Below are 25,903 nucleotides of genomic sequence, written 5' to 3'. Positions count from 1 at the left end.
TTGACACGCACAACGCCCCTCTCGTACAGGTTTACAAAGGCGCACGTCATGCGATCTTCCGGAAGTTTATTCGGAAGAGCTCCCACGCCGGTTCCGTTGAGAAAACAATTCGGTGTGGTTGCCTCCCGATGGTGAAGCACATCAACATCGTGTGCCGCAATACTGCGCAATCCAGTACGCGCAGATGTTGCGTGAAAACCATCCTCAGGAATGCAGTCCGCGGGCCAGTTTTCCAGCTTCAAATGGCAGAAGCTTAAGGGTTTGATGTGAGTGCTCGGATGGTCCGAATCATGTTGCTCTCAACGGAACCGGTTTATCGGTGATGGGAGCTCCTGTAGATAAGAATAACCTTAAATCACCCCTGGAGTAAACCTTAAACCAATAATTTAACCTTATTGTTATAATTCCTTGTCATAAAGGTATTGACGGGTGTTCAATGTGCTCTGAGTAGCCCCCTGGAGGCTCTCATAACTCTTTGGTCTGTTTGGCGCTCTCCACCGTTATGAAACCGTGATAAATCATTCCCGAAAATTGAAGAATCAGGTTCAAAACGGTCCCGCAAGTGACTACCGCGAGGGCTTGTTGAGAGGGTCTTGAAGACGCGCCGAGAGTACAGTCATAAAACGTCATCTTGTCACGGAAGTTATCCCAGAGAAAACAAATTAAACCCCCGGCGTGCGCTGTGGCATAATCAGTATCAACATCGTGCTCCGGGGTCGGTGAAATTCCGAACCGGCGGTCACAGCCCGCGAACCGCTCTCGCAGGCAGGCAGAAATCGTACGAATCTTCGCATCCGCACAGGACGCCAAGACTCCGCTAGAGAAGCCCGCCCGCAAGAGAGGCCGAACCGGTGAAAATCCGGTGCCGACAGTACAGTCTGGATGGAAGGTAGCACGAGCAGAAAAAGGCAGGAGCGCACTCCGCCGCACCTCCCGAAAACCGGGATAGCATGCAGGGTGCACTGACGCGGTTGCTTGAGAAAACTGTTGCTAGAAAAACTGTTGCTCGAGAGCACAGCGGTTTTCTGAGAGACAGCTTTCTGCGAGACAGGGGAGAGGCACCTTTCCTAGGTGCCGGTACGTTATTCCCCTCGACCGCAGCCGGCTGGTCCCAGCCACGGTTGGCTGATTCGCCGCTCCCGCCTCACCACGGATACCGGGCACCCCATAAGATGCCCGCGGTAGCCGCCCTTTTCTGTTCCTCTCCCCGGAGCCGCCGCAGATGCGCACACAGCGCATCCGACACACGGTCCAACTCAGAGAGGAAAGAAACAAATGGACATCTTGCGGTGGCTCTTCGACGCACAAATTCATGTGGGGGACCAGTCCCTTCTCGTGCGCGAAGTTCTCGGAAACGCATTCGGCCTGGCATCGGCGCTCGGCGGCATGCGACGCAAAGTATGGGCGTGGCCCGTCGGCATTCTCGGTAACCTGCTACTCCTCACCGTCTTCCTGGGCGCCCTCGTCGGCAGCCCGCACCCCGTCACCATGCTCGGCCAGGCAGGCCGCCAAATCATGTTCATTGCTGTTTCTATCTGGGGCTGGCATCGTTGGCGCGCCACCCGCGCCGCCGGCGGTGACGCCTCCGAAGGTGTCGCGGTGATCCCCAAGTGGGCTACCAACACCGAACGCGCAGGCCTGGTTGTCGCCATGGTCGCGGGCACCCTGCTACTCACCCCCATCTTCCGCGCCCTCGGATCCTACGAACCGGTCTGGTCCGACGCTTGGATCTTCACCGGCTCGCTGCTCGCCACCTACGGCATGGCGCGCGGCTGGGTTGAATTCTGGCTCATCTGGGTTGCCGTCGACCTGGTCGGCGTGCCGCTGCTGTGGAGCGCAGGCTACTACGCGACCTCCCTCATGTACGTGTTCTACGGATGCTTCACCCTGGTCGGCTTCTTCGTCTGGTGGCGCACCCGTAACCTGGAGGCGCAGAAGACCCAGGTGCAGACCCAGTTCCCCGACGTGACCGTTGAGGTAACCGACGTGCAGAAGGGTCGTGCATAAATGTCGCAGAACCCCTCGCTGCAGGTGCTGGCGAGCGCGCACCTGCCCGTAACCATCGCCTCGAGCGTATCTTCGCCGCGCAACGATGCGGACTACTCCGCCGCGGAGTACGGTCACCTCGCCGGGCTGCCCGCCGCACGCACCCTCCAGCTGCCCGACCCCGAGCAGGAACTCAGCCACGCAGAGGCCATGACCCTGGCACTGCAGGCGGCACGCCAGGGCATCCGCGGCGCAAACCCCCTCGTCGGCGCCGTCATCACTGACGCGCACGGGCACCTGCTGCACGTGGGCTACCACCGAGGCGCAGGCACCCCGCACGCCGAAGCCGACGCCCTCGCCGCCGCCCGAGCCGCGGGAACCGACCTTACCGGCGCCCGCATGTACGTGAGCCTTGAGCCCTGCAACCACACCGGACGCACCGGCCCCTGCTCCCACGCCGTCGCCGAGGCGGGCATTAGCGAACTCTACTACGCCTACAGCGACGACACCGAAAACGCTGCCGGAGGTGCCGCCTACCTGCGCTCGCAGGGCGTCACCGTGCACGCCATGGAGGAGTTCGCGAACGCATCCTACCTGCTGAACGAGCGCTGGTTCATTGCCGCCGCCGAACGCCGCCCCTTCATTACCGCAAAGAGCGCCTCCACCCTGGACGGGTTCATCGCGGCTGCTGACGGCACGAGCAAGTGGATTACCGGCCCCGCCGCGCGCATTGACGGGCACCTGATTCGTCACCGCGCCGACGCCGTCATGATCGGCACCCGAACCACCCTCATGGACGACCCGACCCTGGACGCGCGCGACGCCAACGGGGAACGCTTCGAGAAGCAGCCGCTGCGCGTGGTCATGGGTAAAACCGAGATTACCGAGAACTACCGTGTGCGCGGCCTCAACCCGCCCGAAGGTGTGGAGGCGGATCCGCAGAACTTCCTGCAGGTCTTCACCCACGACCCGCGTGAACTGCTCGATGAGCTGTACGCCCGCGGGGTGCGGCACCTCATGATTGAGGGCGGCCCCGGCATGGTTGGCCTCTTCGCCGGTGAAGACCTCATCGACGAGATGGTCTGGTACCGCGCCCCCATGATCATGGGGCAGGGCAAGAGCGCCGTGTACCGTCTGCTCGTGGACACCCTCGCGCAGGCGCCGCGCCTGCAACTGGACGACCTGGGTATGTTCCCGGCGGTGCGCGTGCTCGGCAATGACACCGCAACGCACCTGGTGCCGGCACCTCGCGGAACGGCGCAGGAACCGGGTGCACGGCGTACCCTGCCGAAGCTGGACGCCTGCCAGGCGCCCGAACCGAGATTAGATTAGCCGCGGCTGGACTAGTCGCGGCTGGACTAGCATCTGCTTGGGCTAGTCTCCCTTCGGCTGAGCGCGGGCGGGGGAGTAGCACCTCAAGGAACCCCGCCGGCGCCCGGCTAGTTTGTGTCGGCTGGTTCGCATGCTGGCACAAAAGCTCCCCGTCACGGGGAATATTCGAAAAATACGTATAGTTATACCGACGAACAAACCATCGCCGCCCGTCGCCCTCAATGACGACGCCCCGGCGGACACGGCGAGAAAAGGAAAAGCACACATGTTTACCGGAATCATTGGCGCCCTCGGCACCGTAGAATCCATCACCCCCATCGAAGGTAGCGACGCAGCCTACCTGACCCTCAACGCCGGTGACATCGTCGCCGACCTCGAACACGGTGGCTCCCTCGCCGTCAACGGTGTATGCCTCACCGCTATCGACCTCGACCAGCTGCAGCCCGGCCAGTTCCGCGCCTACGCGATGGGTGAGACTCTGCGCCGCACCAATCTCGGCAACCTGAACCCCGGCGACACCGTCAACCTGGAGCGCTGCCTGCCCGCCGGTGGCCGCCTCGACGGTCACGTCGTGCAGGGTCACGTGGATGCGGTGGGTACCCTCGCATCCGTCACCGCGCACGAGACGTGGAGCACCCTGCGTTTCAACCTGCCCACCGAACTGGCACCCCTGCTCGCCGAGAAGGGCTCCATCGCTGTTTCTGGCGTGTCCCTGACCGTTACCGCCGTTTCTGAGCCCGGCGAAACCCCCGCATGGTTCGAGGTCGGCCTGATCCCCGAAACCCTGAAGGCAACCAACCTCGGCGCCCTCAAGGTCGGCGACAGCGTGAACCTCGAGACCGATGCGCTCGCTAAGTACGTGCAGCGTCTGACCGCGTTCGCAGGCGTGCCCCAGGCTGACTCTGCGCACTCCGGTGAGCAGGTTGCGCCGCGTCGCGCCGACGCTGCAAGCGTCCTCGACAGCGTGCAGACCGCAGTGGACGCTATCGCCGCAGGTCGCGCCGTGGTCGTCGTTGACGACGAAGACCGCGAAAACGAAGGCGACATCATCTTCGCCGCCGAGCACGCAACCCCCGAGCTGATGGGCTTCATGATCCGCTACACCTCCGGCGTGGTCTGCGCACCCCTGAGCAACAAGCGTGCCGACGAGATGAACCTGCCGCCCATGGTCACCAACAACGAAGACCCCAAGGGCACCGCCTACACCGTCTCCTGCGATGCGGCATCCGGCGTGAGCACCGGCATTTCCGCGGCAGATCGCGCACGCACCGTGCAGATCCTCGCGGATGCATCCTCGACCCCGGCGGACATCACCCGCCCCGGCCACATCTTCCCGCTGCGCGCCGTTGACGGCGGCGTGGCGGAGCGCCCCGGTCACACCGAAGCCGCAGTGGAACTTTCCCGCGCGGCGGGCCTGTCCGGCGTGGGCGTTATCGCCGAGGTCGTGCACGACGACGGCTCCATGATGCGTTTCGACGCACTGCGCGCCTTCGCAACCGAGCACAACCTGCCCATGATCTCTATCGAAGACCTCATCAAGTACGTACCTAAGGCGTAGGAGAACGCATGAGCGAAACCCCTAATACCCAGGCAACGCCAGGCACTCCCGCGGAGCCGGGCATCCTGGCCGAGCCGGTTGAGGCGCAGGCTGAAGAGCTCAGCGCCGAATCCCTGCGCATCGCCTCCCAGCTCGCTGAAGGCTACCGAGTCAGCCCCCTCGACATGGTGCCCAACCCCAGCCCGTTGCTGGTCGAAAGCACCGAAGAGGTCGCCGTACCCACCCCGCAGGGCCTGTTTGGTCTGCGCGCCTGGCGATTTGCGGACGGTGCCGAGCATATCAGCGCCCGCGCCCTCGACCGTGACGGCACCCCCGTACCCGCCGAGGACGGGGGAGTGCCCGCGGTGCGCATCCACTCCGAATGCGCCACCGGCGATATTTTCGGTTCCTTCCGATGTGATTGCGGTCCTCAGCTGGAGAACGGCCTGCGCATCATTGGCCGCACCGGTGGGTACCTCATCTACGTGCGCAACCACGAAGGACGCGGTATCGGCCTGGTCAACAAGCTCCGCGCCTACGCGCTGCAGGATGCCGGGCTCGACACCCTCGACGCGAACCTGGCGCTCGGCCTGGACGGCGACATGCGCGACTACTCGCAGGCGGCACTGATCCTGCAGGAACTCGGTGTGAACGAGCTGAGGCTCGTGACCAACAACCCCGCCAAGCAGGAGGCGCTCGAAAGCCTCGGCCTGCAGGTCACCGAGCTCATCCCGGACGAAATTCCCGCCCGAGTTGAGAACGCACACTACCTGCAGACCAAGCGTGAGCGTATGCGCCACGTGCTCAAAAGCGCGTAGCGGCACCCCTGCAAACCCCTAATTTTTCAAAAACCCAAAATCCACAAGGAGAACACAATGAGCGGCGTAGGCGCAGCAGACACCACCCTCAACCCCGAAGACTACAAGGGCTTCAAGCTCGCAATCGTAGCGGCAAGCTGGCACACCGAGGTCATGGACGGCCTCATTAACGGTGCTAAGCGCGCCGCCTACGCAGCAGGCATCGAGCCGACCCTCGTGCGCGTTCCCGGCACCTTCGAGCTGCCCGTCGCAGCGACCCGCCTCGCTGAGAAGTTCGACGCAATCGTCGCGCTCGGCGTGGTCATCCGCGGCGGCACCCCCCACTTCGACTACGTCTGCCAGGGCGCAACCAACGGCCTGACCGACGTGTCCGTGCTGACCGGCCGCCCCATCGGCTTCGGCGTGCTCACCTGCGACAACGAGCAGCAGGCACTCGACCGTGCAGGACTGGAAGGCTCTAACGAAGATAAGGGCTACGAGGCGACCGCAGCGGCACTGCAGACCGCAGCAACCCTCAAGCAGTTCAGCAACTAACACGGCTGAACGGTACGCGGCTCAGTTTCACGAAGAGAACTATTGAATCTTTACCGTGGAACTGGGCCGCAGCACCGGTTAAACTGAAACAACCCGCGCACCGGGCTTACCGGGATTTATCAGGCATTATCGGGCGTCTATGGATCTGGCAGGTATGCGCCAGAGAGATACACGCCGGCACATATGCACCGGTAAAACCCCATGTACCGGTAAACCCCCGCGCGGCAGCTAAGGGACACAGCGCACCGACGCGCTCCCAACCCAACACCAAGGAGTACAGCAATGCAGGATTTGGGCACCATCACCCCCAGCCTCGAAGAATTCCGCGCCCGCGCAGCCGGCACCCGCGTCATTCCCGTACACATCAAAATCCTCGCCGACTCACTCACCCCCATCGGCATCTACCGTTCCCTCGTACTCCAAAACGACCAGGGTGAACCCGTCGAAGCAGCCCACGGCACCTTCCTGCTCGAATCCGCCAAAATCTCCGCAGAAGGCGAATCCGCAGCCTGGGACCGCTACTCCTTCATCGGCGCATCCTCTCGCTCCACCCTCACCACCGTTGACGGCGCAGTCCACTGGCAGGGCCGCACCCCCGCCGGCGCACCCGTCGACGGCGACCCCGTAGAAGCCATCGCCAAGACCCTGCAGATGCTCTACACCGAACCCGACCCGACCCTGCCGCCGCTCACCTCCGGCCTGGTCGGCTACCTCGGCTGGGACGTCGTACGCCACTGGGAACACCTGCCCTTCCCGCCCGACGACGACGTGAACCTACCCGAATTCGCGCTCAACATGGTCTCCGACATGGCAATCCACGACAACAAGGACGGCACCGTCCTGCTCGTCGCCAACGCCATCAACTTCAACGGCACCAGCGAAAACGTCGACGGCGCCTACGAGGACGCCGTTGCACGCCTGCACAGCATGCTCCGCCGCCTGCAGCGCGGCGCCGCCGCAACCACCTCCACTCTCTCCGGCGTGGCAGACATTGACCGTAAGGTCCGCGAAGATGTCACCCTCACCTGGAGCGAACAGGGCTTCAAGGACGCCATCGACCGCTCCAAGAAGAACATCATCGACGGCGACGTCTTCCAGATCGTGCTCTCACGCCGATTCGAAGCCGAAACCAATGCCAAGGCACTCGACGTGTACCGTGTACTGCGCCAATCCAACCCCTCGCCGTACATGTACCTCTTCAACTTCGAAGACAGCAACGGCACCCCCTTCCACATCGTCGGCTCCTCCCCGGAGGCGCTCGTCACCCTCAAGGGCGGCATCGCCAGCACCCACCCCATCGCCGGTTCCCGCCCGCGCGGCGCAACCCGCGAAGAGGACCTCGCACTCGCCGAGGAACTGCTCGCCGACGAAAAGGAACGCTCCGAACACCTCATGCTCGTCGACCTGGCACGCAACGACCTCTCACGCATCGCCAAGCCTGGCACCGTGTCCGTTGACCAGTTCATGATCATTGAGCGATTCAGCCACATCATGCACATTTCCTCCGCAGTCAGCGCCGAACTCGACCCGCAGTTCAGCGCCTACGACGTGCTGCGCGTCGCCTTCCCGGCGGGCACCCTCTCCGGCGCGCCCAAGCCGCGCGCCATGCAGCTCATCGACGAATACGAACCGACCCGCCGCGGCGTCTACGGCGGCGTATGCGGCTACTTCGACTTCGCCGGCAACATGGACATGGCAATCGCCATCCGCACCGCCGTCCTCAAGGAAGGCACCGCCTACGTACAGGCAGGTGCAGGCCTCGTCATGGACTCCAACCCGGACTCCGAAACCCTCGAAACCGTCAACAAGTCCGCCGCCCCGCTGCGCGCCGTGCTGACCGCCTCCGGCCTGGCACCCCTGGACGCAGACGCAGCCGTAAACGCCACCAAGTAACCCAAGGAGACACCATGAGCACCGTTCTCGACGAGATCATCGTCGGCGTCCGCGAAGACCTCGCCGCCCGCGTACAGCAGGTTCCCCTCGAAGAAATGAAGAAGCGCGCCCTCGCAGCCGCGCCCGCCCGCGATGCGCTCGCCTCCCTACGCGGTGAAGTGCCCGGCGGCGGCAACGGCACGACTGCACGCATTATCTCTGAGGTGAAGCGCTCCTCACCCTCCAAGGGTGCGCTCGGCGAAATCCCCGACCCCGCCGCGCTCGCCGCACGCTACGAAGCAGGTGGCGCCGCAGCAATCTCGGTACTCACCGAACAGCGCCGCTTCAACGGCTCCCTCGCCGACCTCGACGCAGTCCGCGCCGCCGTGAACATCCCCGTACTCCGCAAGGACTTCACCGTCGACGAATACCAAATCTGGGAAGCACGCGCACACGGCGCCGACCTGGTCCTGCTGATTGTTGCAGCCCTCGACGAGCAGACCCTGCGCGAGTTCCTCGAACTCACCGAATCGCTCGGCATGAACGCCCTCGTCGAAACCCACACTCCCGAAGAAATCGAGGTCGCCCAGCGCATCGGCGCCAAGATCGTGGGCATCAACGTGCGTAACCTCAAGACCCTCGAGGTCAACAACGAACACTACGCATCCCTCGCGGCGCACCTGCCCAACTCCGTCATCAAGGTTGCTGAGTCCGGCGTTGCCGGCATCGAGGATGTACGCGCCTACGCCGGCGCCGGCGCCGATGCCGTACTCATCGGTGAAGCACTGGTACGCTCCGGCGACCCCGAAGGTACCGTACGCGAATTTTCCAAGGTGCCTGTGACCCGATAGGGGTCGCTAAGAGATGGCGTACCGGACAACGCTCGCGGGGGAGTGAGGCTTCCGTGGGTTAGTTGTTTGGAGAGGTTCTACCGGACGCCGCTTGCGGGGGAGTGCCCCCTCTTCGGCGCCCTAACCTTCAAAGAACCCAGCCGCCTCGAGGAGGGAGCCCCGTCGCGTGTCCGGTACGCCCTCTAGGTCGCCTACCCCTCGGGTTGGTGATAGAAGGGGTCGGTAGGTGGGTACCTTCTCGGGGTAGCTCGCCGCAGCCTTGGGTATATGAGGCTGGTATGTGGTTCCCTTCTCTAGTTAGCTCGCCTTGGGTTGGTTGAAATAGATGCTTGGTACGTGGGTACCTTCTCTGATCAGCTCGCCTCGGGCTGGGGTATAGAGGTTGGCCTGGGGCCGGGCGATGCTGCCAGCTCACCTTTCGTACGCATAAAGCCGGTGCCCGGTTCCTGTCACCTCACAGGAACCGGGCACCGGCTTCACCCATCTCTTTCGTCATAATCAGCAGGAATAGCACGTTCATATTGAGACGCAGTCAGTTCGTTGATAGTCTACACATGGATATTTCACCAAACTGCACCACCCGCTTTGGATTGGGCAGCACTCGCCGTATCTAATAGACATGATTCAATCGATACGGTGCCGGAATATCCACCATGCGTCCACACTACACTCGCGAGAATACTTATGGCTCAATCCCCAGGAAAATCTACGTCCTTCATCGAACGCGACCTCTCATCCGGCTCCTCCACCGGTCCCGTGCCTGCCCTCGAAGCGTCACGTCCCTCAGCTGAAACCCGGATGCGTAACACCGAGTCAACCAACCCCCAGAAACTGGCCGCTTGGCGCACCTGGGTCCCCGCCCTCATCATCTGGGCGCTAGCCTGCGCAACCCACCTCGGCACCTTCGCCTACTCGCTCGCAGAAGACCAGCGAAACCCCCTCAGCCACGAAAACAAAAACCACAACGGCCTCCTCTCCTACCTCAACATCTGGGACGCCGGCTGGTACCAGGGCATCTACAAAGAGTGGTACCCCACCGAGCTGCCCCTGCGCGCCGACGGGTCCGTATCCTTCAACTCCTGGGCATTCATGCCCCTCCACTCAATGATCAGCGGTAAAGTCGCTGACATTTTCGGTATCGAGTACCGCCTCGCCGCAGTTGGAGTCAGCCTCGCCGCCGGCCTCGCCCTGGCAGTCGTACTCTACCGCATCTTTGTAGGCTCCCTGAACTGGCGTGCCCGCGGCGTCTTCGACACCCGCGCACTCGTCGGCGATGAATCCCGCAACCGCATTGCCCTGTGGGCGCTCGCCGTATACGCGTTCAGCCCGGCAAGCCCCATCTTCGTCACCGGTTACGCCGAGGCTCTTTCCACTCTGCTCCTTGCCCTGAGCGTCTGGTGTGTGGCGCGTGAACGCTACATCCTGCTCCTACCCGTAGCTCTTCTGGCGGCGCTGTCCCGCCCGCTGGGTGTGCCGCTCGGTGCATTTGTCGGCCTGTGGTGGCTGTGGTGCACCGTCTCTGACTACCTTGCACGCCGCACCGATGACTCCTCGCAGTCCGTCCTGTCGGATGCGTGGGCTGCGTTCCGCGGACGCATCGGCCAGCTCCTCGGTGCCCTACTGGTCTGCAGCTTCGCATTCGTACACCCCCTGCACGCGGCTCTGCGCACTGGACGTCCCGATGCCTATCTTGCTACGGAACTCGGCTGGAGCTTCCGCAAGGTCGAAGACGGCCACCAGTACTTCGCCCAGTGGGTCCACCAGTTCAACCTCTACTACGTTGGCTCCGTACCCGCCATCATCATGTGGGCTGCCCTGGTGCTCCTCATCCTGAGCTTCTACTGGTGGATGTCGCAGAAGTTCACCCGCACCCTGCTGCACCCCGCCCTGTGGCTGTGGACCGCCTGCTACGCCGGATACCTGTTCATCTTCTGGCTCCCGACGTCGTCTACGTTCCGTATTCTGCTGCCGCTGTTCCCCCTGTCGCTGCTGGTCGCCGCCTACCTGCCGAAGAGCCGCGTGTACCGCCTCCTGCTAGTGCTCATCGGTTTGCTCGGCTCCGCCCTGTGGATGCGCCTGCTCTGGGGCGGCCCGGACGTGATTGGTCCCGTCTGGCTGCTGCCCTAGAAGGGTTAGTTGTTTGGAGAGGGCGACCAAAACACACGAAGCGGGGGAGTGTGGCTTCCGTGGGTTAGTTGTTTGAGATGGCGTATCGGACAACGCTCGCGGGGGAGTGCCCCCTCTTCAGCGCCTGGGGGCGCTTCGAGGACGGAGCCCCCGCCTCGCGTGCCCGGTACGCCCTCTAGGTCGCCTACCCCTCGGGTTGGTGATAGAAGGGGTTGGCCTGGGGTTTCCTTCTCGGGTCAGCTTGCCTGCATCTGGGGTTCCATGTTGTTGGCTTGCTCTGCCAGCTCACCTCTCGTACACATAAAGCCGGTGCCTGCTTCGCAGCAGGCACCGGCTTTTCACATGTTATAGAGTGCTTAGCGGCCCGTATAGTCCGCGTCCGCAATGTCCTTCGGCCAGCGCGCCTTACGGAACGGCGCCCACGTGAACGCCGCCGCCACCAACAACAAACCACTCATAATGAACGCCGGAACAAAGCCCCACGCATCCGCAATCATGCCAGCCACCAGCGGGCCCAGAATCATACCGAAATCGCTACACATCTGATACACCGCCAACACCTGGCCGCCACTGCGGCGAGTACCAATCACATCAGACACCGCAGCCTGAATCGACGGACCCATAAACGCCGCACCAATACCCAGACACGCCGTCAACGACACAAACACCCACGCCACCGGCGCGAACCCCATAAACGTCACCGCAGAACCCGCCAACAGCAGACCCGAAAACGCCATCACACGGCGACCAAAACGATCCGAAAAACGACCCGAGAACGTCTGCGTCAACGCATTACCAAACGAGTTCGTCGCCATCGCCAACGAAGCCAACAGGGTACCCGCCACCGAATTCGACATGTCGCCACCGGTCGCCAAATACGCCGCCGCCAACGGAATAATCGACGACTGCACACCAAACACCGACCAGCCAATCGCCCAATTCGAAACCAACGCAGAACGGTAATTCGAGAACTTCAACGCGTCACGAACCGTCATCGCAGGCAGATCGCTCTTACCCGTAGCGCCGCCGGATGCAGCAGGCTTAGCGCCCTTACCGGATGCGCCAGCCTGGGCGCCTGCAGGGGAAGGCGCCGCCGACGGCAACACCCCGGTGCCCTTACCCTCAGCCAGTGCCGCCGCCTCCATAATCGCGTCACGCTCCGCCTCCAGTGCAGCCTGCGACGGCATCAAGAACCACACAATCAGGCCCGCCGCCAGCAGCGAAAAACCATACACAATGAACGGTGCACGCATACCAAAGGGCGCCAGGGCGCTCGCAATCACCGGGCCCAGCAGGTTACCCAGCAGGAACGCCGTCGCATAATAGCCCGAAATGCGGCCACGCATATGCGCCGGGGACAAGCGCACCAGCAGGCCCATCGCAGAGACCGTGAACATGACCGAGCCGATACCCGCCACCGCACGCGAACCCAGCAGCACCCAATAATCCCAGGCGAACGCAATCATAAACGACGTCACCGACACAATCAGCATGCCAATCGTGTACACCGGACGCTCACCCCAACGGGTAATCAGCTGACCCGCCGACGGCGCAAAAATCAGGCGCGTAATCGCCAACGCAGAAACCACCATCGTCGCCATAGTGACCGTGGCATTAAAGTTTTGCGCATAGTTCGGCAGCACCGGTGCCACCAAACCAAAACCCACCGCAATCATGAACGACGCAGCAATCAGAACCTTCAAACCGGTCGGCACACGGTTCGGATCAATCGTGCGCGGGTCAAAAACAGGCGGTGTTTTGGCAGGGTTCCTCATGCTCATCCTCGAAATCGTGCGGTGCCGTGCGGCAGCCGCGAGCCCCACCCGCAACCGCCGGCAATATGTTCGGCTAGAAAACTTTAATAGTTTCCAGTCTACTCTGCCGACAGCCGGGCATGCGCGTAACCTCGACCAGCCAAACCGCCCAAACCGGTAAGCTAGTAGTGTGAACGAAACGATGATGATAATTTGCGCAATCGTGCTGGGTGTACTGGTTATCGCCGGTGTACTTTTCGCCGTTCTGCGCCGGCCCAAGAAGACCGCGAACCTGCAGTCTTTGCGTCAGGAGGCGGCTAAGGCCTCCGGCGGATCGGCGGAAGAACCCGAAAGCTCGGCACCTCGCGCTATTGAACTTGATATGCCCGACCCGTCCGCGGGTCGCCTGGTGCGCCTGCGCGCCCGCCTGGCACGCTCCAACAACATGCTCGGCAAGGGCCTGCTGGCTCTGCTCTCCCGCGACCGCATCGACCAGGACGTCTGGGACGAAGTGGAAGAGACCCTGCTGCTCGCCGACCTCGGTTCCGAGCCGACCACCCGCCTGGTGGAGGCGCTGCAGCAGCGCGTGCGCGTTGAGGGTACGAGCAACCCCGCCGCCGTGAAGAAGATGCTCCGCGAAGAGCTCGTGAAGATTGTCCGCCCCGACATGGACCGCGAACTGAAGACCGCCGGCAGCGACGGCAACCCCGGCGTGGTGCTGGTCGTTGGCGTGAACGGCGTAGGTAAGACCACCACGGTCGGCAAGATTGCCCGCGTGATGGTCGCTGACGGTCAGACCCTGCTCCTGGGCGCCGCGGATACGTTCCGTGCGGCCGCGTCCGAGCAGCTGACCACCTGGGGTGACCGCGTGGGCGTGAAGACCGTGCGTTCCGAGAAGGAAGGCGCCGACCCCGCATCCGTCGCGTTTGATGCCGTGAAGGCTGGCAAGGAGCAGGGCGTCGACACCGTGCTCGTGGACACCGCGGGCCGCCTGCAGAACAAGTCCGGTCTGATGGATCAGCTCGGCAAGATTAAGCGCGTGATCGAGAAGGAAGCGCCGGTCACTGAGGTTCTGCTCGTTATTGACGCGACGACCGGCCAGAACGGTATGGTTCAGGCGAAGGTCTTCGGCGATATCGTGGACGTCACCGGTATCGTGCTGACCAAGCTCGACGGCACCGCAAAGGGCGGCATCGTGGTCGCTATCCAGGAGGAGCTCGGCGTTCCCGTCAAGCTCATCGGCCTGGGTGAAGGCCCGGACGACCTGGCGCCGTTCGACCCGGAAGCATTCGTGGACGCGCTGCTGGACTAGCATCCTTTTCCCTCTCCGCCGAGAAGCCACATGTGTTTCGAGAAGCCACCAAAGACGTGGCTTTTCGAAACACATGTGGCTTTTCGCGGTTAAGTTTGGGGTACCCCAGCAGCACGCAGCACCTGCAAGGCCCGCCTCGGACGGTAAATAGCATCCTTAGCAGAAACACGGACGACAGCATACCCCGCGTGGAGTAGCCGATCCTGTCGGGTTTTCTCCCGAACCAGGTCCTCTTTGGCGTTGTATTTGACGTTGCCGTCTACCTCCAGAATGACGGACCTGCCGTGGAGGCTAGTGGCGTGTAGCAGAAAGTCCACTCGATAGGCATGACCTTCGCAGATGATGGTTTCTTGCTGCTTGTATCGGATTCCCTTGTCATCGAGAAGTAACCGCATGCAGGTTTCAGCAACGGATTCTGAGTGTGGGCTGAGTTCATGTCCGACGAGGCGGGCGGTTCGGCATCCGCGGCCAGATGCAGATGAGAGCTCTTTCTTGAGCTCCTCGTAGGTGAGCATATCCGGTTCCCGCGCGAAGCGTTGAAGGGCGCTTTCGGCCAGAACGAGCCCGTCGCGAAAGGGGAGCGTTTTTACGCAGGTGGTGATAGCTGTTAGTGGTGTGACGGTGGGGATCCCTTCGGGCGTGTACACGATGGGGCTGTCCGCGGTGAGGGTGTCTTGGATGCGCTGGATGTTTTCTCGGCGGCCGCCTCCGGTCCCTCGTACTTGAACGTGACGTGGTGGGCTGAGGGAGGAGATGCCCCAGGCGATGGCTGCGCTTTGAGAGGCGAGGATGTTGGCGGGGTATTCGTTGAGGTGGGCGAGGATGCACACGTAGTGCTGGTCGGTGGGGTGTAGGTTGTTCCAGGTTTGGGTGGGGAGAAGGTGCCCTTTTGAGACGCGGGTGAGTTCGCCGCGGTTGAGGGCGTGGCTCAGGGTGATTCGCGTGTGGGTGGCTGAGGTGATGAGTTCGGTGCGGGTGCGTATCATCGTTGATAGTTCTTCTCTAGTAATCATGCTTTAATTGCATCAAATGAGAGTATTTATGTTCAAGTGTTACGTTTAGTTATCACGCCGAAAAGCCACATGTGTTTCGAAAAGCCACCAAAAACGTGGCTTTTCGAAACACATGTGGCTTCTCGACGAGAGGGCTGTGGATAAGTTGAGTGAATACGGCTCGGCATCTCATCTGCAGGATGCTACTTGTTAATCTGCGAAATCAGATGTTCAGCAAGTGCGGGCTGGCATGCTACGCATCCCATGACCGCCAGGATGATGCTTACACCCGCTTCCTGCAGAGGAAAGCGAAGCTCAAAGCCGCGGTAGCGTGCACAGGCGGCGTTCAGAATACGCCAGTAGCAGCGAACAAGAACCAGAACCGTAAACACAGCGGCGAGCAAATTCAGCATCAGCAAGGTGAAGCCGCCGAGTCCATACGTTGCGGTGACAGCTTCAATAAACCGTGCAATGTAACCGCCCTGCTGATGGGAGCTCATGTAACTGTCGATAGTGGTGCGAATGGTAGACAGGTTGTACATGCCGGAACCATTTAGGGTTACCCAAGTCCATGCAGCGATGGCCAACAGAATACCGGGGTAGAGCATATACATCAGGGCGTTAGTGCTGGTTTCGGTACCCGACTGCGCATACTTCTTGATGAGCACACCAGTCAAGGCGAGGCAAAACACCCAGCAGATGATGCCGATCTGGTTGATACTGGGCCAGCTAGCACAAAACACAGCCGTAGCAATCACCGCGATGAATACCGCGACAATGCCGAAGCCGAAGGTGTCTTCATTGCTTGCCTGCCCCTTCTTGGAAGGTGCATGGTTGTGCGTGTGCTTGCTGTTGTCGATGGTGGTGCGGTTACCGTCGCCGCTAATGGCTGCGGAGCCGTTGCCTACCTGCTGGTGGGTGTTGTGTACGCGGTTGCCATTGCCGTTGATGGTGCCGACGCTGAGCTTCCGAGTGGTGTTTCCGGCTCCGGGGGTGGTGGCTGCCTTCTTGGCGTCCTTACGTGCTGCACCGAGCTTCACCCCAGCGGTCACGATTCCCGCGATAGCGGTAATCGGCGGGGCAGCAGCTCCAATAATGGACAAAACTTCTTCAAAGGACAATTTATTCTCCTTAGATTTGCTAGTTGACTTGGGCGGTGCTGAGAAGCCACATGTGTTTCGAGAAGCCACCAAAGATGTGGCTTTTCGAAGCACATGTGGCTTCTCGCGGTTAATGCAGGGGTAATGACGACGGACAGCACACGATGCGGGGCTCTGGGATATTCTGAATTTAGAAGATGCGTAGAAAGAAGGCGCGTCGGCCCTTCAGGCGGCACCGCGCAACGCACACCATACAACCCAGTTCACCCCGAACCTCAGCGAAGGAGCTACCATGGCAGCCACCAACCTCTCCGGAACTCTTCCCGACCCCAACTACCGGCCTACCTATCGCTCCAATGGCGCGTGCGATGACCTCGGCGCACTCGTTGCACCCTACAGCCTTTCGCGTGCCCAGCTCGCTGAGGCTACCGGCATTGCCGACGAAGCGACCGTGAACAGCTGGGTTGAGCAGTGCTGCCCCGACCTCGCCGCGGATGCACCCGCGCCCCTCGAGCCCGTGCTGCGGTACCTGGACGAAAGCTACCTGCCCGATCCCGCGAACTGGCCCGGCGACAACCCCTACGACGAGTTCATTCTCGAGAACATTGCTGCCCGCATGCTCGCCCGCGTTGTTGCTGAATCTTTCGGCGCTGACCGTTCGGGCAACTACTGTGAACTTCTCGCGCTCATTGCAACCCTTGTGCTGATCGCCCGCTACTGGGATGCCCCCGAAGATGCTTTCCTGTCCCTGCTCAACTCTGAGCCTACCGCGGAGGTGGAAGGGGACCTGCAGGAGGCTATCGCGAACGCCCCCGAGTCCCTGCACCCGCTCCTGACCGAGCTTTTGCTACCCGCCCTGCGTGAGGCGCGCAGCACCTTCACTGCCGCCGAGGCGCAGCTGCTGACCGGCTACGCTCTCGCCGCCGGATACTACGCGGGTGAGCACCCCTACGAGACCCTGAACGGCATCCACGTTGCGTTCGCCGCAGATGACCGCACTCTGCCCGACGATGAGCTGATGACCAGTGTTGAGGACGTCCTCAAGGCTAACTTCCAGGCTGCCCGAGCGGAATCCGGCGCTGCTGTCGAGAACCAGGAGCCGCACCAGTTCACCCTGCCTGGCGACCAGGACGGCTACGAAACCGCCGCGCACTTGATCGCCGCCCTGCCTCAGGCGCACGACGTTATTGCTTTCAGCACCCAGCCCGGCGAAGGAGCCAGCGCGCTCGCCGCCGACCGCCGCGCCGCTTTCACCCTGTACCTGTGCTACCTGCTCCTCGGTGATGATGAGTCTTCGGAGGAGCGCGCCGCGGAGCTGTACCGTGCCAGCCGCGAGAACTAGCTAGACGCTGAAAAGCCACATGTGTTTCGAAAAGCCACGTTTTTAGTGGCTTCTCGAAACACATGTGGCTTCTCGCGGTTAATGGTGGTGGGTGTGGTGTGGTGGGATTATTCTCAACGGTGACTGTGCACGGCAGCTTTACACAGCTACGGGCTGTTCCGCGCGAATCGCGCTGTAGGTAGCGTCGCTGACGGTCACGCCGTACTGGTTGGAGGCGAGGCGCAGAATCTCCTCAACGGTGTAGATGCGGAACACGCCGCCTCCGGTTGCCTTAGCGTATTCACGTAGCAGCTGACGGTTCGCGAGCTGACGCACGGGTTCGCCGCCCGATGCGGCGCGTACCTGCTGACCGTTGCGCAGCCAGGTGTCACGCACACCGCCGGTGACGAAGACGCAGTCGGTGCCTTTCACGCGGGTGGTTGCTTCGGTAACGCACTGGTTCCAGAGCGCGAAGTCGGCGTCAAAGCTGGCGTTAGCGAGCAGCGGGTGGCCCTGTGCGAGGGCTTCACGGCACTGCTGTTCGTGGCGTTCGGGGCTGGGTGCGGCACCCACGTGTCCGGTGAAGATGCGGTTTAGTCGCGGCAGGATTGTGTCATCTTCGCGGCGTGCCATGTTGATGGATCCGGTGTCGGTGGTGGGTTCAAGGATCTTCATGATCTGCGCGATGGAGTGGTCCAGCTGGTGCGTGACTGAACGCAGTGCGCTCCAGGGAGAGTTGCGTTCTTCGGGCAGGGTTTCTTTGAAGGATGCGAGTGCTGAGCGGACGCGTTCTGCGGCGGCGGGTACGGGGGAGGCGCCGTCGAGTGCTGCCCAGAATTCTTTGAGTGCCTGGTGGGGGAGGAAGGCGTGTCCGCGCAGCTGCGAGTAGACGCGGAGGATTTCGTCGCTAATGTGGGTTGGGTAGTTGTAGAGACTTGCAAGCGCGGTGGAGTCGAAGGCGACGAGAATTCCGGGGTGAATGGAAGTCAGCGGGGCGCGATCGAGTTCCTTGTACTCGACGAAGTCTGAGTACAGGGTGCGTGCTTGACGGGTGATTGACATGAATCCCCTCCGGGTGTCGAGTATGGTCGGTCAAATGCGAGTGCCGGAGAAGTCGAGGAGAATAATCCATTCCAGTGTATCGGCCTTCTTTGGCAGGTGATGGAGTTTCGGTATAAATATTTTGTTTATTACGTTTGCGTCTAACCCGATAACGCGTTAGTGCAAGTCAGAGTCATTTTCGGGTCTATGTTTTAGGTGTGAATTTCGCCGCGTATGTCTATGGTGTAAGGGTTTTTCTTTGTGGTTATGAGCAGTATAGAACAAAAACATGCATTAAGGTGCAAAATCTGCGTGGTGGCTCAAAAATGACGAAAGAAAACTCCTCCCACCTGCACATAGGGCGCATATAACACGCGGGGGACAAGGCGAGAAAGTAGATGAACATTTATTTCCTCCTGTAGACTTTAAAGTGATTGAAATTTGATAAAGGAGAAGAGTAATGTCAGAGCTGACCACTCAGGATCAGGCGGAGGAGCAGGGCCCGGCCCGCACCGTCGTCGTGGCAGAAGACGAGGCACTGATTCGCCTCGACATCGTCGAAATTCTGAAGGACCAGGGTTTCGATGTAGTCGCTGAGACTGACAATGGCAAGACCGCCGTCGAGCTAGCACAGAAGCACCGCCCCGACCTCGTCCTCATGGACGTGAAGATGCCGATTATGGACGGCATCACCGCAGCTGAAGAAATCGCTAAGGAGCAGATCGCTCCCGTCGTTCTGCTGACCGCATTCAGCCAGAAGGAACTCGTTGACCGTGCCGTTGAGGCAGGCGCTATGGCGTACGTCGTCAAGCCGTTCTCCCCGAACGACCTGGTCCCCGCCATTGAGGTGGCAATCAGCCGCTACGAGCAGATTCGCGCTCTCGAGAAGGAAGTCGGCACCATCCGCGACCAGTTCGAGACCCGCAAGCTCGTTGACCGCGCAAAGTCGCTACTCATCACCAAGATGAACCTGACCGAGCCGGAAGCATTCCGCTGGATTCAGAAGACCTCCATGGACCGCCGCCTGTCCATGCGTGAAGTTTCTGACACTATCATCAAGCAGCTCTCCGCATAAACGCACGGTATAAGGTACGAAGCCTGCGTGAGGGTTCACCTCGCACAGGATAGGCACTCACACCCCATAACAAGTACCACGGTGAAGACTAGGATTTACCGGCACATAAGTGCGGCTGGTGCAGTGATGAACCAGCGCCTTTATTCATGACACACAAACGCCCCACCCCTCACGATGAAGCTGAGGGACGGGGCGTTCGTGTTTAACGGTTCGCGTGTTTAACGGTTTGCGGGTGTGCGTTGTAACCCGGCGCTTAGCGCGGGTGGGATCCCGGCGCTACACGGAACTTAGCGCAGGTAGCGGTTCAAATCGTCTTCGTCATTATTCGGGCCGCTGATGGGGCGGTCCGTGGGGGAGCCAGCCCAGAGCATGCCGCCGGTACCGAGCATCACGCCCAGCCACCAGAAGCTGCCGGGGTTGTTGATGGCGGTCACCAGGCACACCAGCATCACGCCGATTGCGATGGGCAGGACAATGCGCTTGGCGCGCACAATCTTCGGGTAACGCTTGAAATAGGGGGTGCGCTCGCGGGCCATGGTGCTCCTTCTGGTCGTACCTTCTGGTGGGGTGTTGGCGGGGTGCCGTGTACCCCGTGCTTCTACGATTTTAGGCTACTTGCTGAAGTTGTAGGACGTTAGGCGGTGGGAGTTTATGCAGTGGGGCGGGGGATCAGCATGTTGGTGATGCGTGCGGTGCAGGTGGTGCGGCCGCGCTCATCCACAATGTCGATGGAGTGGATGCACAGGGTGCGTCCGAGCTTGACGGCGGTGCAGGTCGCGGTAACCACACCGGATACCGCCGGGCGCACGTGGGTTGCGTTGATGTCCACACCCACGGCCACGAGGTCTTCGCCTCCGTGCACGCCGGATGCGAGCGAACCGAGGGTCTCGGCGAGCACAACGTTCGCGCCGCCGTGCAGCAGGCCGATGGGCTGGGTGTTACCGGCGACGGGCATGGTCGCGACGGTGCGTTCTGCGGTGAGTTCCTGGAACTTAATGCCCATGGCGGGGATGAGCTCACCCAGGCCGCGGGGGAAGTAAGAGTGCAGGTGCTCGGGGATTCCGCTCTCGGTCAGCTGTGCCTTGATTTCTTCTGCGGTGAGGGTGGTGGGTGCTGCCGCGCGGACGGGTGCGTGCTGTGTGTTGTTTTCAGTCATGACTTCCAGTGTACTCCTCGGTTTTTGGTGCTTTGACCTGCGGGGGAGGCTCCGGGTACGGGTCAGCCCCGCCTCCCGCAGGGGGGAGACGGGGCTGAAAAACGCTGTGGAGGCGGAGAGGATTAGGCGGAAATAGCTTCTGCCTTTTCGATGTCCTCGTCGCGGATTTCCTTATCGGGGTTCGCTCCGATTGCCTTAGAAATACGCTCGGTCAGGGCTGCGATGGTCGCGTCACCGGTCACGTTGGTTGCGGTGCCGAAGGAGTCCTGAGCCAGGTACAGAGCAATCATCAGGGCAATCATGGAGGCGTCGAAGCCGAGCATGGACTGCAGCAGACCGATTGCGGTCATCACGCCACCGCCGGGAACGCCGGGAGCGGCAACCATCATCACGCCGAGCACCAGAATCATGGGAATCAGGCTACCGAAGTCGGGGTGCTGACCGGTCATGAACAGCACTGCCACCGAGCAGGAGGTAATGGTAATCATGGAGCCGGAGAGGTGGATCGTCGCGCACAGCGGAATTGCGAAGTCCACCACGCGGGGGGAGATGCCAGCCTTCTTTGCCGAACGCACGGTCACCGGAATGGTAGCGGCCGAAGACTGGGTACCGATTGCGGTGAAGTATGCCGGGAGCATGGTCTTGAGCATCTGGACGGGGTTGCGGCGAGATACCGCACCAGCCACCGAGTACTGCAGAGCCAGGGTGACCCAGTGCAGAATGATCACCATGACGAACACCAGACCGAAGACCGAGAGAATCTTTGCCACCTGACCGGCGAGGGTCATATTCGCAAACACACCCACGATGTGCACGGGCAGCAGGGGAATAATCACGTAGCCGAGCATCTTCTCAACGATGACCTGGAAGTCCTCGAAGAGGTTCAGCATCGCACGGGTTTTCAGGGCGGTAATGCCCAGGCCCAGGATGAAGGAGAGAATCAGTGCACTCAGCACGCCCATAATCGGGGTCAGCTCGAAGGAGATGTAACCCTTGGAGAGAGCATTCTCGGGGTTGTCGAAGGAAGCGAGCTGCTGGCCCTGCAGGATGATGGGGTAGAGCAGCAGAGCGCAGGTCAGCGCCAGGAAACCAGCAAGGATGCTGGAGATGTACGCCAGGCCCACGGTGATGCCGAGCATCTTACCCGCACCCTGCGCGAGGGAACCGATACCGGGCACGATGAAGCCGATAATAATCAGCGGAATCGCGAAGCTCAGGAAGGCGCTGAACACGGTAGAGAAGGAGACAAAGAGCTGCACAATGAGGTCGGTGGGGATGGCCGCGCCGGTGGCGTCATTGATGCCGCTAATCATTCCGGGGGTCAGCATGCCGATAAGCACACCCGATGCAATCGCGATGATAATCCACGCGAGGAGGGGGAGTTTTTTGAGTACCTTCATGGGTTCCTAAATGAGGGTTCGTTGTGTGTTGAGCGCGGGAGGTGCCCTCACAGTCCGGTGAATCCTGCCGGTGAATTCTGGGTAGAGCTCTGCCTATGAATGCACGGGGTGTGGGGGTTTCCTACGCTGGAGGCGATAATAAGGTTATATATTATCCGGAAACTGTATTATTATCCACCTCACATAGTGGCTTGGGGCACAATTTTTTGGGTGAAAACTCACCAAACGCACCCCACCGGCACCTATATATGAGGTAAAACTCTTTCCACACACCCCGTTATTCCGCTATATGGCACGGCGCGAGGACTTACACGGCGCCTGCGCCCAATACTGTGCGGGCGCATCCCTGCAGGCCGACCAGCGCCCACCGAAACCAGTCGTCACGAACCCAGCCGTCACGAAGCCAACCACCAAGAAAACCCAGACTCGATACACTAGAGGGGTGACTACAGAGAACAAAACCCTCCTGCTCATTGACGGACACTCCCTCGCCCTGCGCTCCTTCTTCGGCATCTACACCATGGCGGAGAAGACCGGGCAGCACATCTTTGTGCGCAGCGACGGCCAGCACACCGAAGCCGTGCACGCCTTCCTCTCCACGCTGCTGAGCATCATCAAAGACAACCAGCCCAGCCACATCGCCGTTGCCTTTGACCTGCCCGGCGGCACCTTCCGCACCGCCGAATACGGCGAATATAAGGGCGGCCGCAACGCCATCCCCGAAGCATTCAACGGCCAAATCGACCTCATTAAAAAGATGCTCGGCGCGCTCAACATCCCCGCGCTCACCTACGAAAACTACGAAGCCGACGACATCGTCGCAACCCTCACCCGCCGCGGCACCGAAGCCGGTTACAAGGTCCTCATCCTCTCCGGCGACCGCGACATCTTCCAGCTTGTCACCGACGACGTCACCCTGCTCTACCCGGTCACCACCGGCCCCTCCAAGGGTATTCAGCGCATGGACCCCGCCGCCGTCGAAAAGAAAACCAAAGTACCCCCGCACATGTACCCCGACCTCGCCGCCCTCACCGGAGAACAGGCGGACAACCTGCCCGGCGTACCCGGCGTAGGCCCCGGCTTCGCCGCTAAATGGCTCGGCGAATACGGTTCCCTGCAGGGCGTGCTCGACAACCGCGACAAGATCGGTGGCAAGAAGGGTGAGGCGTTGCGCGAGAACGTGGATAACGTGGTGCGTAACCGCCGCCTCAACCAGCTCGTCAACGACCTCGACCTGGACGTCACCCTCGAAGACACCGCATTCACCCCCGACCTGGATGCACTCAACACCTTCTTCGACGAGGTAGAGTTCCGCACTATCCGCAAGCGCGCCGCCGACACCCTCGGCCCCATCGTTCGCGCCGCCGGATCCGCAGGCGCTACTAGCTCCGCCGCAGAAGCAGGGGAGGAGGGCGCCCCCAAGAAGGCACCCACCGGCCCCGTCTACGCACCCATCGCTACCAGCGCACCCACCAAAAACGCAGACGCAGCAGCATTCCGCGCCTTCTGCGCCGCCGCAGCCGAAGAAAACTACGGCACCGACGAACAGGGCGCGCCCATCGCCGTACCCGAACGCCTCGAAGGCGCCGTGACCCTCTACCCGGTCACCAACCTGCCCGTAGCACGCCCCGCCATCGGCGACGCACCCGCAGTCAAGGTCACCAAAACCAAAATCCGCGCCGCCGAAGAAAACCCCGAACTGCTCGGCGTGCTCCTCACCAGCAAGAGCACCAGCCTCTGGATTGACACCCGCACCATCGACCCGGAACTTGACTCCGCCCTCGCCGCTTGGCTCTCCGACGAAGCCGCCCGCAAAATCGTCATGGACCTGAAGGTTCAGCGCAAGCTTCTGCGCGCCTACGGCTACGAACTCTCCGGCGCCGTCGAAGACCCCGCCCTGTCCTCCTACATGTGCGGCTTCATCCCCACCGCAACCCGCAAGCTCTTCTCCGAACGCATGGAAGACCTCGCCGAACGCTACCTCTGGATCCCCAAGGACCCCTACGCGCAGCTCGTCTTCCAGCCCGAAGAAGACGAGGCAGAGCCCTCTCTCTTCAGCCTGCCCGGCGAAGCCGAACCCGTCGACAACCTGCGCTACTTCACGCAGATTAGCCGCATCATCCACGAGCTCGCGCGCCTGCTGCACTACGAAATGGAAGAACACGGCCAGCTGAAGGTCTACGAAGAAATCGAATTGCCGCTGCTCTACGTCCTCGCAGACATGGAGCAGGCAGGCATCGCCGTCTCCGACGCGCTCCTTGCCGAACTGCACGACACCTTCTCCGCACGTGCCAATCAGGCGCAGGACGCCGCACGCACCATCATCGGCGACACCGTCCAAACCGACGACGGCGAAGAACCCCTCAACCTCGCCTCCGTCAAACAGCTGCAGACCGTGCTCTTCGACAAGCTCGCCCTGCCGCACACCCGCAAAATCAAATCCGGCTACTCCACCGACGCCGAATCCGTCACCGAACTGCTCACCAAAATCTCCCCCGAGTCCGACGGTGCCGCATTCCTCGGTGCGCTCGCCGCCTACCGCGACAACATCAAACTCGTACAGACCGTCGAAGGCCTGCAGAAAGCAGCCGCCGACGACGGACGCGTGCACACCACCTTCCAGCAGGGTGCCGCCTCCACCGGTCGACTCTCCTCGACCGCGCCGAACCTGCAGAACATCCCGATCCGCACCGAAGAAGGCCGCCGCATCCGTGGCGCCTTCATCGTCGCGCCCGCACCCGTCGACGGTGTGGAGTACGAGGGTCTGCTCACCGCCGACTACTCGCAGATTGAAATGCGCATCATGGTGCACCTCGCCGCCGACGAGAAGCTCATCGCAGCCTACGAAGCGGGGGAGGACCTGCACCGTTACGTCGGCTCCGAAGTCTTTGGCGTCGCACCCGAAGAAGTCACCCCCGAGCAACGCTCCAAGGTCAAGGCAATGTCCTACGGCCTGGCATACGGCCTGTCCCGATTCGGCCTCGCCAAGCAGCTGAACATCAGCTCCGACGAGGCAGGCGAACTGCGCACCAACTACTTCAAGCGCTTCGGACGCGTGGGACGATTCCTGCGCGGCGTGCTCAAGCAGGCACACCAGGACGGCTACACCGAAACCATTTTCGGCCGCCGCCGCGTGCTGCCCGACCTGGACTCCCCCAACCGTGTACGCCGAGAAGCCGCCGAACGCGCAGCCCTCAACGCCCCGATTCAGGGCACCGCCGCGGACATCATCAAGATCGCCATGATCAACATTCACCGCCGCCTGCGCGAGGAGGGCCTGAAGACCCGCATGCTGCTGCAGGTGCACGACGAAATCATCCTCGAAGTCGCCACCGGTGAGCGTGAAGCCGCCGAACGCGTGCTGGTCGAGGAGATGAGCGGTGCCGCCTCCCTGCGTGTTCCTCTGGATGTGCAGGTCGGCTGGGGCAAATCCTGGCAGGAGGCGGGCCACTAGGCTCGCTGCCTTTATTGGCTTCCGCGCGGAAAGCGGTATTCGTCCTCGTTCCTACAGGGGACCCGCCCTCGCTTCGCTTCGGGCACCCTGATGTCACTTTCGGACGATACCGCCTTTCCGCGCTGGGATACTGTGCGGGTGCGGCCGCGTTTTCCGGATGCGCCCTCAGGGTGTCAGCCCGGACGCTCTCCGATGCGGAGCGAGGAGGGGCGGAGCGTCCGGGTGACGGGTGCCCCTGCGT

The 25,903-nt window shown here is 61.6% G+C and carries 19 protein-coding genes and 1 riboswitch; of the genes, 12 read left to right on the top strand and 7 right to left on the bottom strand.

The features are described 5' to 3' along the window. Window positions 1-701 precede the first annotated feature (701 nt). A riboswitch (FMN riboswitch) is annotated at window positions 702-900 on the top strand. A gap of 375 nt (window positions 901-1,275) precedes the next feature. The 8 genes from pnuC to HMPREF2999_RS08160 all read left to right on the top strand — a co-directional run bounded on the left by pnuC (window position 1,276) and on the right by HMPREF2999_RS08160 (window position 11,057). After that, the gene (gene pnuC / locus HMPREF2999_RS08195) at window positions 1,276-2,007 is read left to right on the top strand and encodes a nicotinamide riboside transporter PnuC (RefSeq protein ID WP_070676224.1); all 732 of its coding nucleotides are present in this window, start codon (window positions 1,276-1,278) and stop codon (window positions 2,005-2,007) included. After that, on the top strand, window positions 2,008-3,318 hold the full coding sequence (ribD, locus tag HMPREF2999_RS08190; protein ID WP_070676225.1) for a bifunctional diaminohydroxyphosphoribosylaminopyrimidine deaminase/5-amino-6-(5-phosphoribosylamino)uracil reductase RibD: 1,311 nt from the start codon (window positions 2,008-2,010) through the stop codon (window positions 3,316-3,318). Window positions 3,319-3,583: 265 nt separating this feature from the next. Further along, complete coding sequence (ribB, locus tag HMPREF2999_RS08185; protein WP_070676226.1) at window positions 3,584-4,876, top strand: 3,4-dihydroxy-2-butanone-4-phosphate synthase; 1,293 nt, start codon at window positions 3,584-3,586, stop codon at window positions 4,874-4,876. Between the two features lie 8 nt (window positions 4,877-4,884). Next, window positions 4,885-5,673: a GTP cyclohydrolase II gene (locus HMPREF2999_RS08180; RefSeq protein ID WP_141757062.1), complete on the top strand. Its 789-nt coding sequence runs from the start codon at window positions 4,885-4,887 to the stop codon at window positions 5,671-5,673. Between the two features lie 57 nt (window positions 5,674-5,730). Beyond that, window positions 5,731-6,207, top strand: a complete 477-nt coding sequence (gene ribH, locus HMPREF2999_RS08175; RefSeq protein ID WP_070643178.1) for a 6,7-dimethyl-8-ribityllumazine synthase — start codon at window positions 5,731-5,733, stop codon at window positions 6,205-6,207. A gap of 282 nt (window positions 6,208-6,489) precedes the next feature. Then, window positions 6,490-8,100, top strand: coding sequence for an anthranilate synthase component I (locus HMPREF2999_RS08170; RefSeq protein WP_070676227.1), 1,611 nt, complete (start codon window positions 6,490-6,492; stop codon window positions 8,098-8,100). A gap of 14 nt (window positions 8,101-8,114) precedes the next feature. Beyond that, window positions 8,115-8,930, top strand: a complete 816-nt coding sequence (gene trpC, locus HMPREF2999_RS08165) for an indole-3-glycerol phosphate synthase TrpC (RefSeq protein WP_070676228.1) — start codon at window positions 8,115-8,117, stop codon at window positions 8,928-8,930. Between the two features lie 684 nt (window positions 8,931-9,614). After that, window positions 9,615-11,057 (top strand): hypothetical protein, encoded by a 1,443-nt coding sequence (locus HMPREF2999_RS08160; protein ID WP_141757061.1) that lies wholly within the window; start codon window positions 9,615-9,617, stop codon window positions 11,055-11,057. A gap of 356 nt (window positions 11,058-11,413) precedes the next feature. Here HMPREF2999_RS08160 and HMPREF2999_RS08155 read toward each other — a convergent pair whose 3' ends face one another. Continuing rightward, window positions 11,414-12,832, bottom strand: a complete 1,419-nt coding sequence (locus HMPREF2999_RS08155; protein ID WP_070676230.1) for an MFS transporter — start codon at window positions 12,830-12,832, stop codon at window positions 11,414-11,416. A gap of 181 nt (window positions 12,833-13,013) precedes the next feature. On the opposite strand from HMPREF2999_RS08155, the gene ftsY reads away from it, so the two are divergent. After that, window positions 13,014-14,123: a signal recognition particle-docking protein FtsY gene (ftsY, locus tag HMPREF2999_RS08150; RefSeq protein WP_070676231.1), complete on the top strand. Its 1,110-nt coding sequence runs from the start codon at window positions 13,014-13,016 to the stop codon at window positions 14,121-14,123. An 89-nt stretch (window positions 14,124-14,212) separates the two neighbouring features. Here the strand turns inward: ftsY and HMPREF2999_RS08145 are convergent, their stop codons facing one another. Beyond that, on the bottom strand, window positions 14,213-15,109 hold the full coding sequence (locus HMPREF2999_RS08145; RefSeq protein ID WP_070676232.1) for a hypothetical protein: 897 nt from the start codon (window positions 15,107-15,109) through the stop codon (window positions 14,213-14,215). Window positions 15,110-15,318: 209 nt separating this feature from the next. Next, window positions 15,319-16,218 (bottom strand): hypothetical protein, encoded by a 900-nt coding sequence (locus HMPREF2999_RS08140; protein ID WP_141757060.1) that lies wholly within the window; start codon window positions 16,216-16,218, stop codon window positions 15,319-15,321. 289 nt (window positions 16,219-16,507) lie between these two features. On the opposite strand from HMPREF2999_RS08140, the gene HMPREF2999_RS08135 reads away from it, so the two are divergent. Next, the gene (locus tag HMPREF2999_RS08135) at window positions 16,508-17,557 is read left to right on the top strand and encodes a glycosyltransferase (protein WP_070676234.1); all 1,050 of its coding nucleotides are present in this window, start codon (window positions 16,508-16,510) and stop codon (window positions 17,555-17,557) included. Between the two features lie 138 nt (window positions 17,558-17,695). On the opposite strand, the gene HMPREF2999_RS08130 is transcribed toward HMPREF2999_RS08135, so the two are convergent. Next, window positions 17,696-18,598: a PIN-like domain-containing protein gene (locus tag HMPREF2999_RS08130; RefSeq protein WP_070676235.1), complete on the bottom strand. Its 903-nt coding sequence runs from the start codon at window positions 18,596-18,598 to the stop codon at window positions 17,696-17,698. A 439-nt stretch (window positions 18,599-19,037) separates the two neighbouring features. On the opposite strand from HMPREF2999_RS08130, the gene HMPREF2999_RS08125 reads away from it, so the two are divergent. After that, window positions 19,038-19,652, top strand: a complete 615-nt coding sequence (locus HMPREF2999_RS08125; RefSeq protein WP_005506233.1) for an ANTAR domain-containing response regulator — start codon at window positions 19,038-19,040, stop codon at window positions 19,650-19,652. Between the two features lie 287 nt (window positions 19,653-19,939). Here HMPREF2999_RS08125 and HMPREF2999_RS08120 read toward each other — a convergent pair whose 3' ends face one another. From HMPREF2999_RS08120 to HMPREF2999_RS08110, 3 genes are all read right to left on the bottom strand, one after another. Then, the gene (locus tag HMPREF2999_RS08120) at window positions 19,940-20,188 is read right to left on the bottom strand and encodes a hypothetical protein (protein WP_005506231.1); all 249 of its coding nucleotides are present in this window, start codon (window positions 20,186-20,188) and stop codon (window positions 19,940-19,942) included. A 113-nt stretch (window positions 20,189-20,301) separates the two neighbouring features. Next, window positions 20,302-20,808, bottom strand: coding sequence for a PaaI family thioesterase (locus HMPREF2999_RS08115; protein ID WP_070676236.1), 507 nt, complete (start codon window positions 20,806-20,808; stop codon window positions 20,302-20,304). Between the two features lie 122 nt (window positions 20,809-20,930). Further along, window positions 20,931-22,208 carry a dicarboxylate/amino acid:cation symporter gene (locus HMPREF2999_RS08110; RefSeq protein ID WP_070676237.1) on the bottom strand — a complete coding sequence of 426 codons (1,278 nt, stop codon included), beginning with the start codon at window positions 22,206-22,208 and terminating at the stop codon, window positions 20,931-20,933. 442 nt (window positions 22,209-22,650) lie between these two features. Here HMPREF2999_RS08110 and polA point away from each other — a divergent pair, with 442 nt between their 5' ends. Next, the gene (polA, locus tag HMPREF2999_RS08105; protein ID WP_070676238.1) at window positions 22,651-25,662 is read left to right on the top strand and encodes a DNA polymerase I; all 3,012 of its coding nucleotides are present in this window, start codon (window positions 22,651-22,653) and stop codon (window positions 25,660-25,662) included. Window positions 25,663-25,903 lie beyond the last annotated feature (241 nt).

Source organism: Rothia sp. HMSC066H02 (genome assembly GCF_001814995.1).
In the GTDB taxonomy this organism is placed as follows: Bacteria; Actinomycetota; Actinomycetes; order Actinomycetales; family Micrococcaceae; genus Rothia; species Rothia mucilaginosa.
Note: the sequence above shows the minus strand (reverse complement) of the source record. Positions and strands in the feature narration are given on the sequence as shown.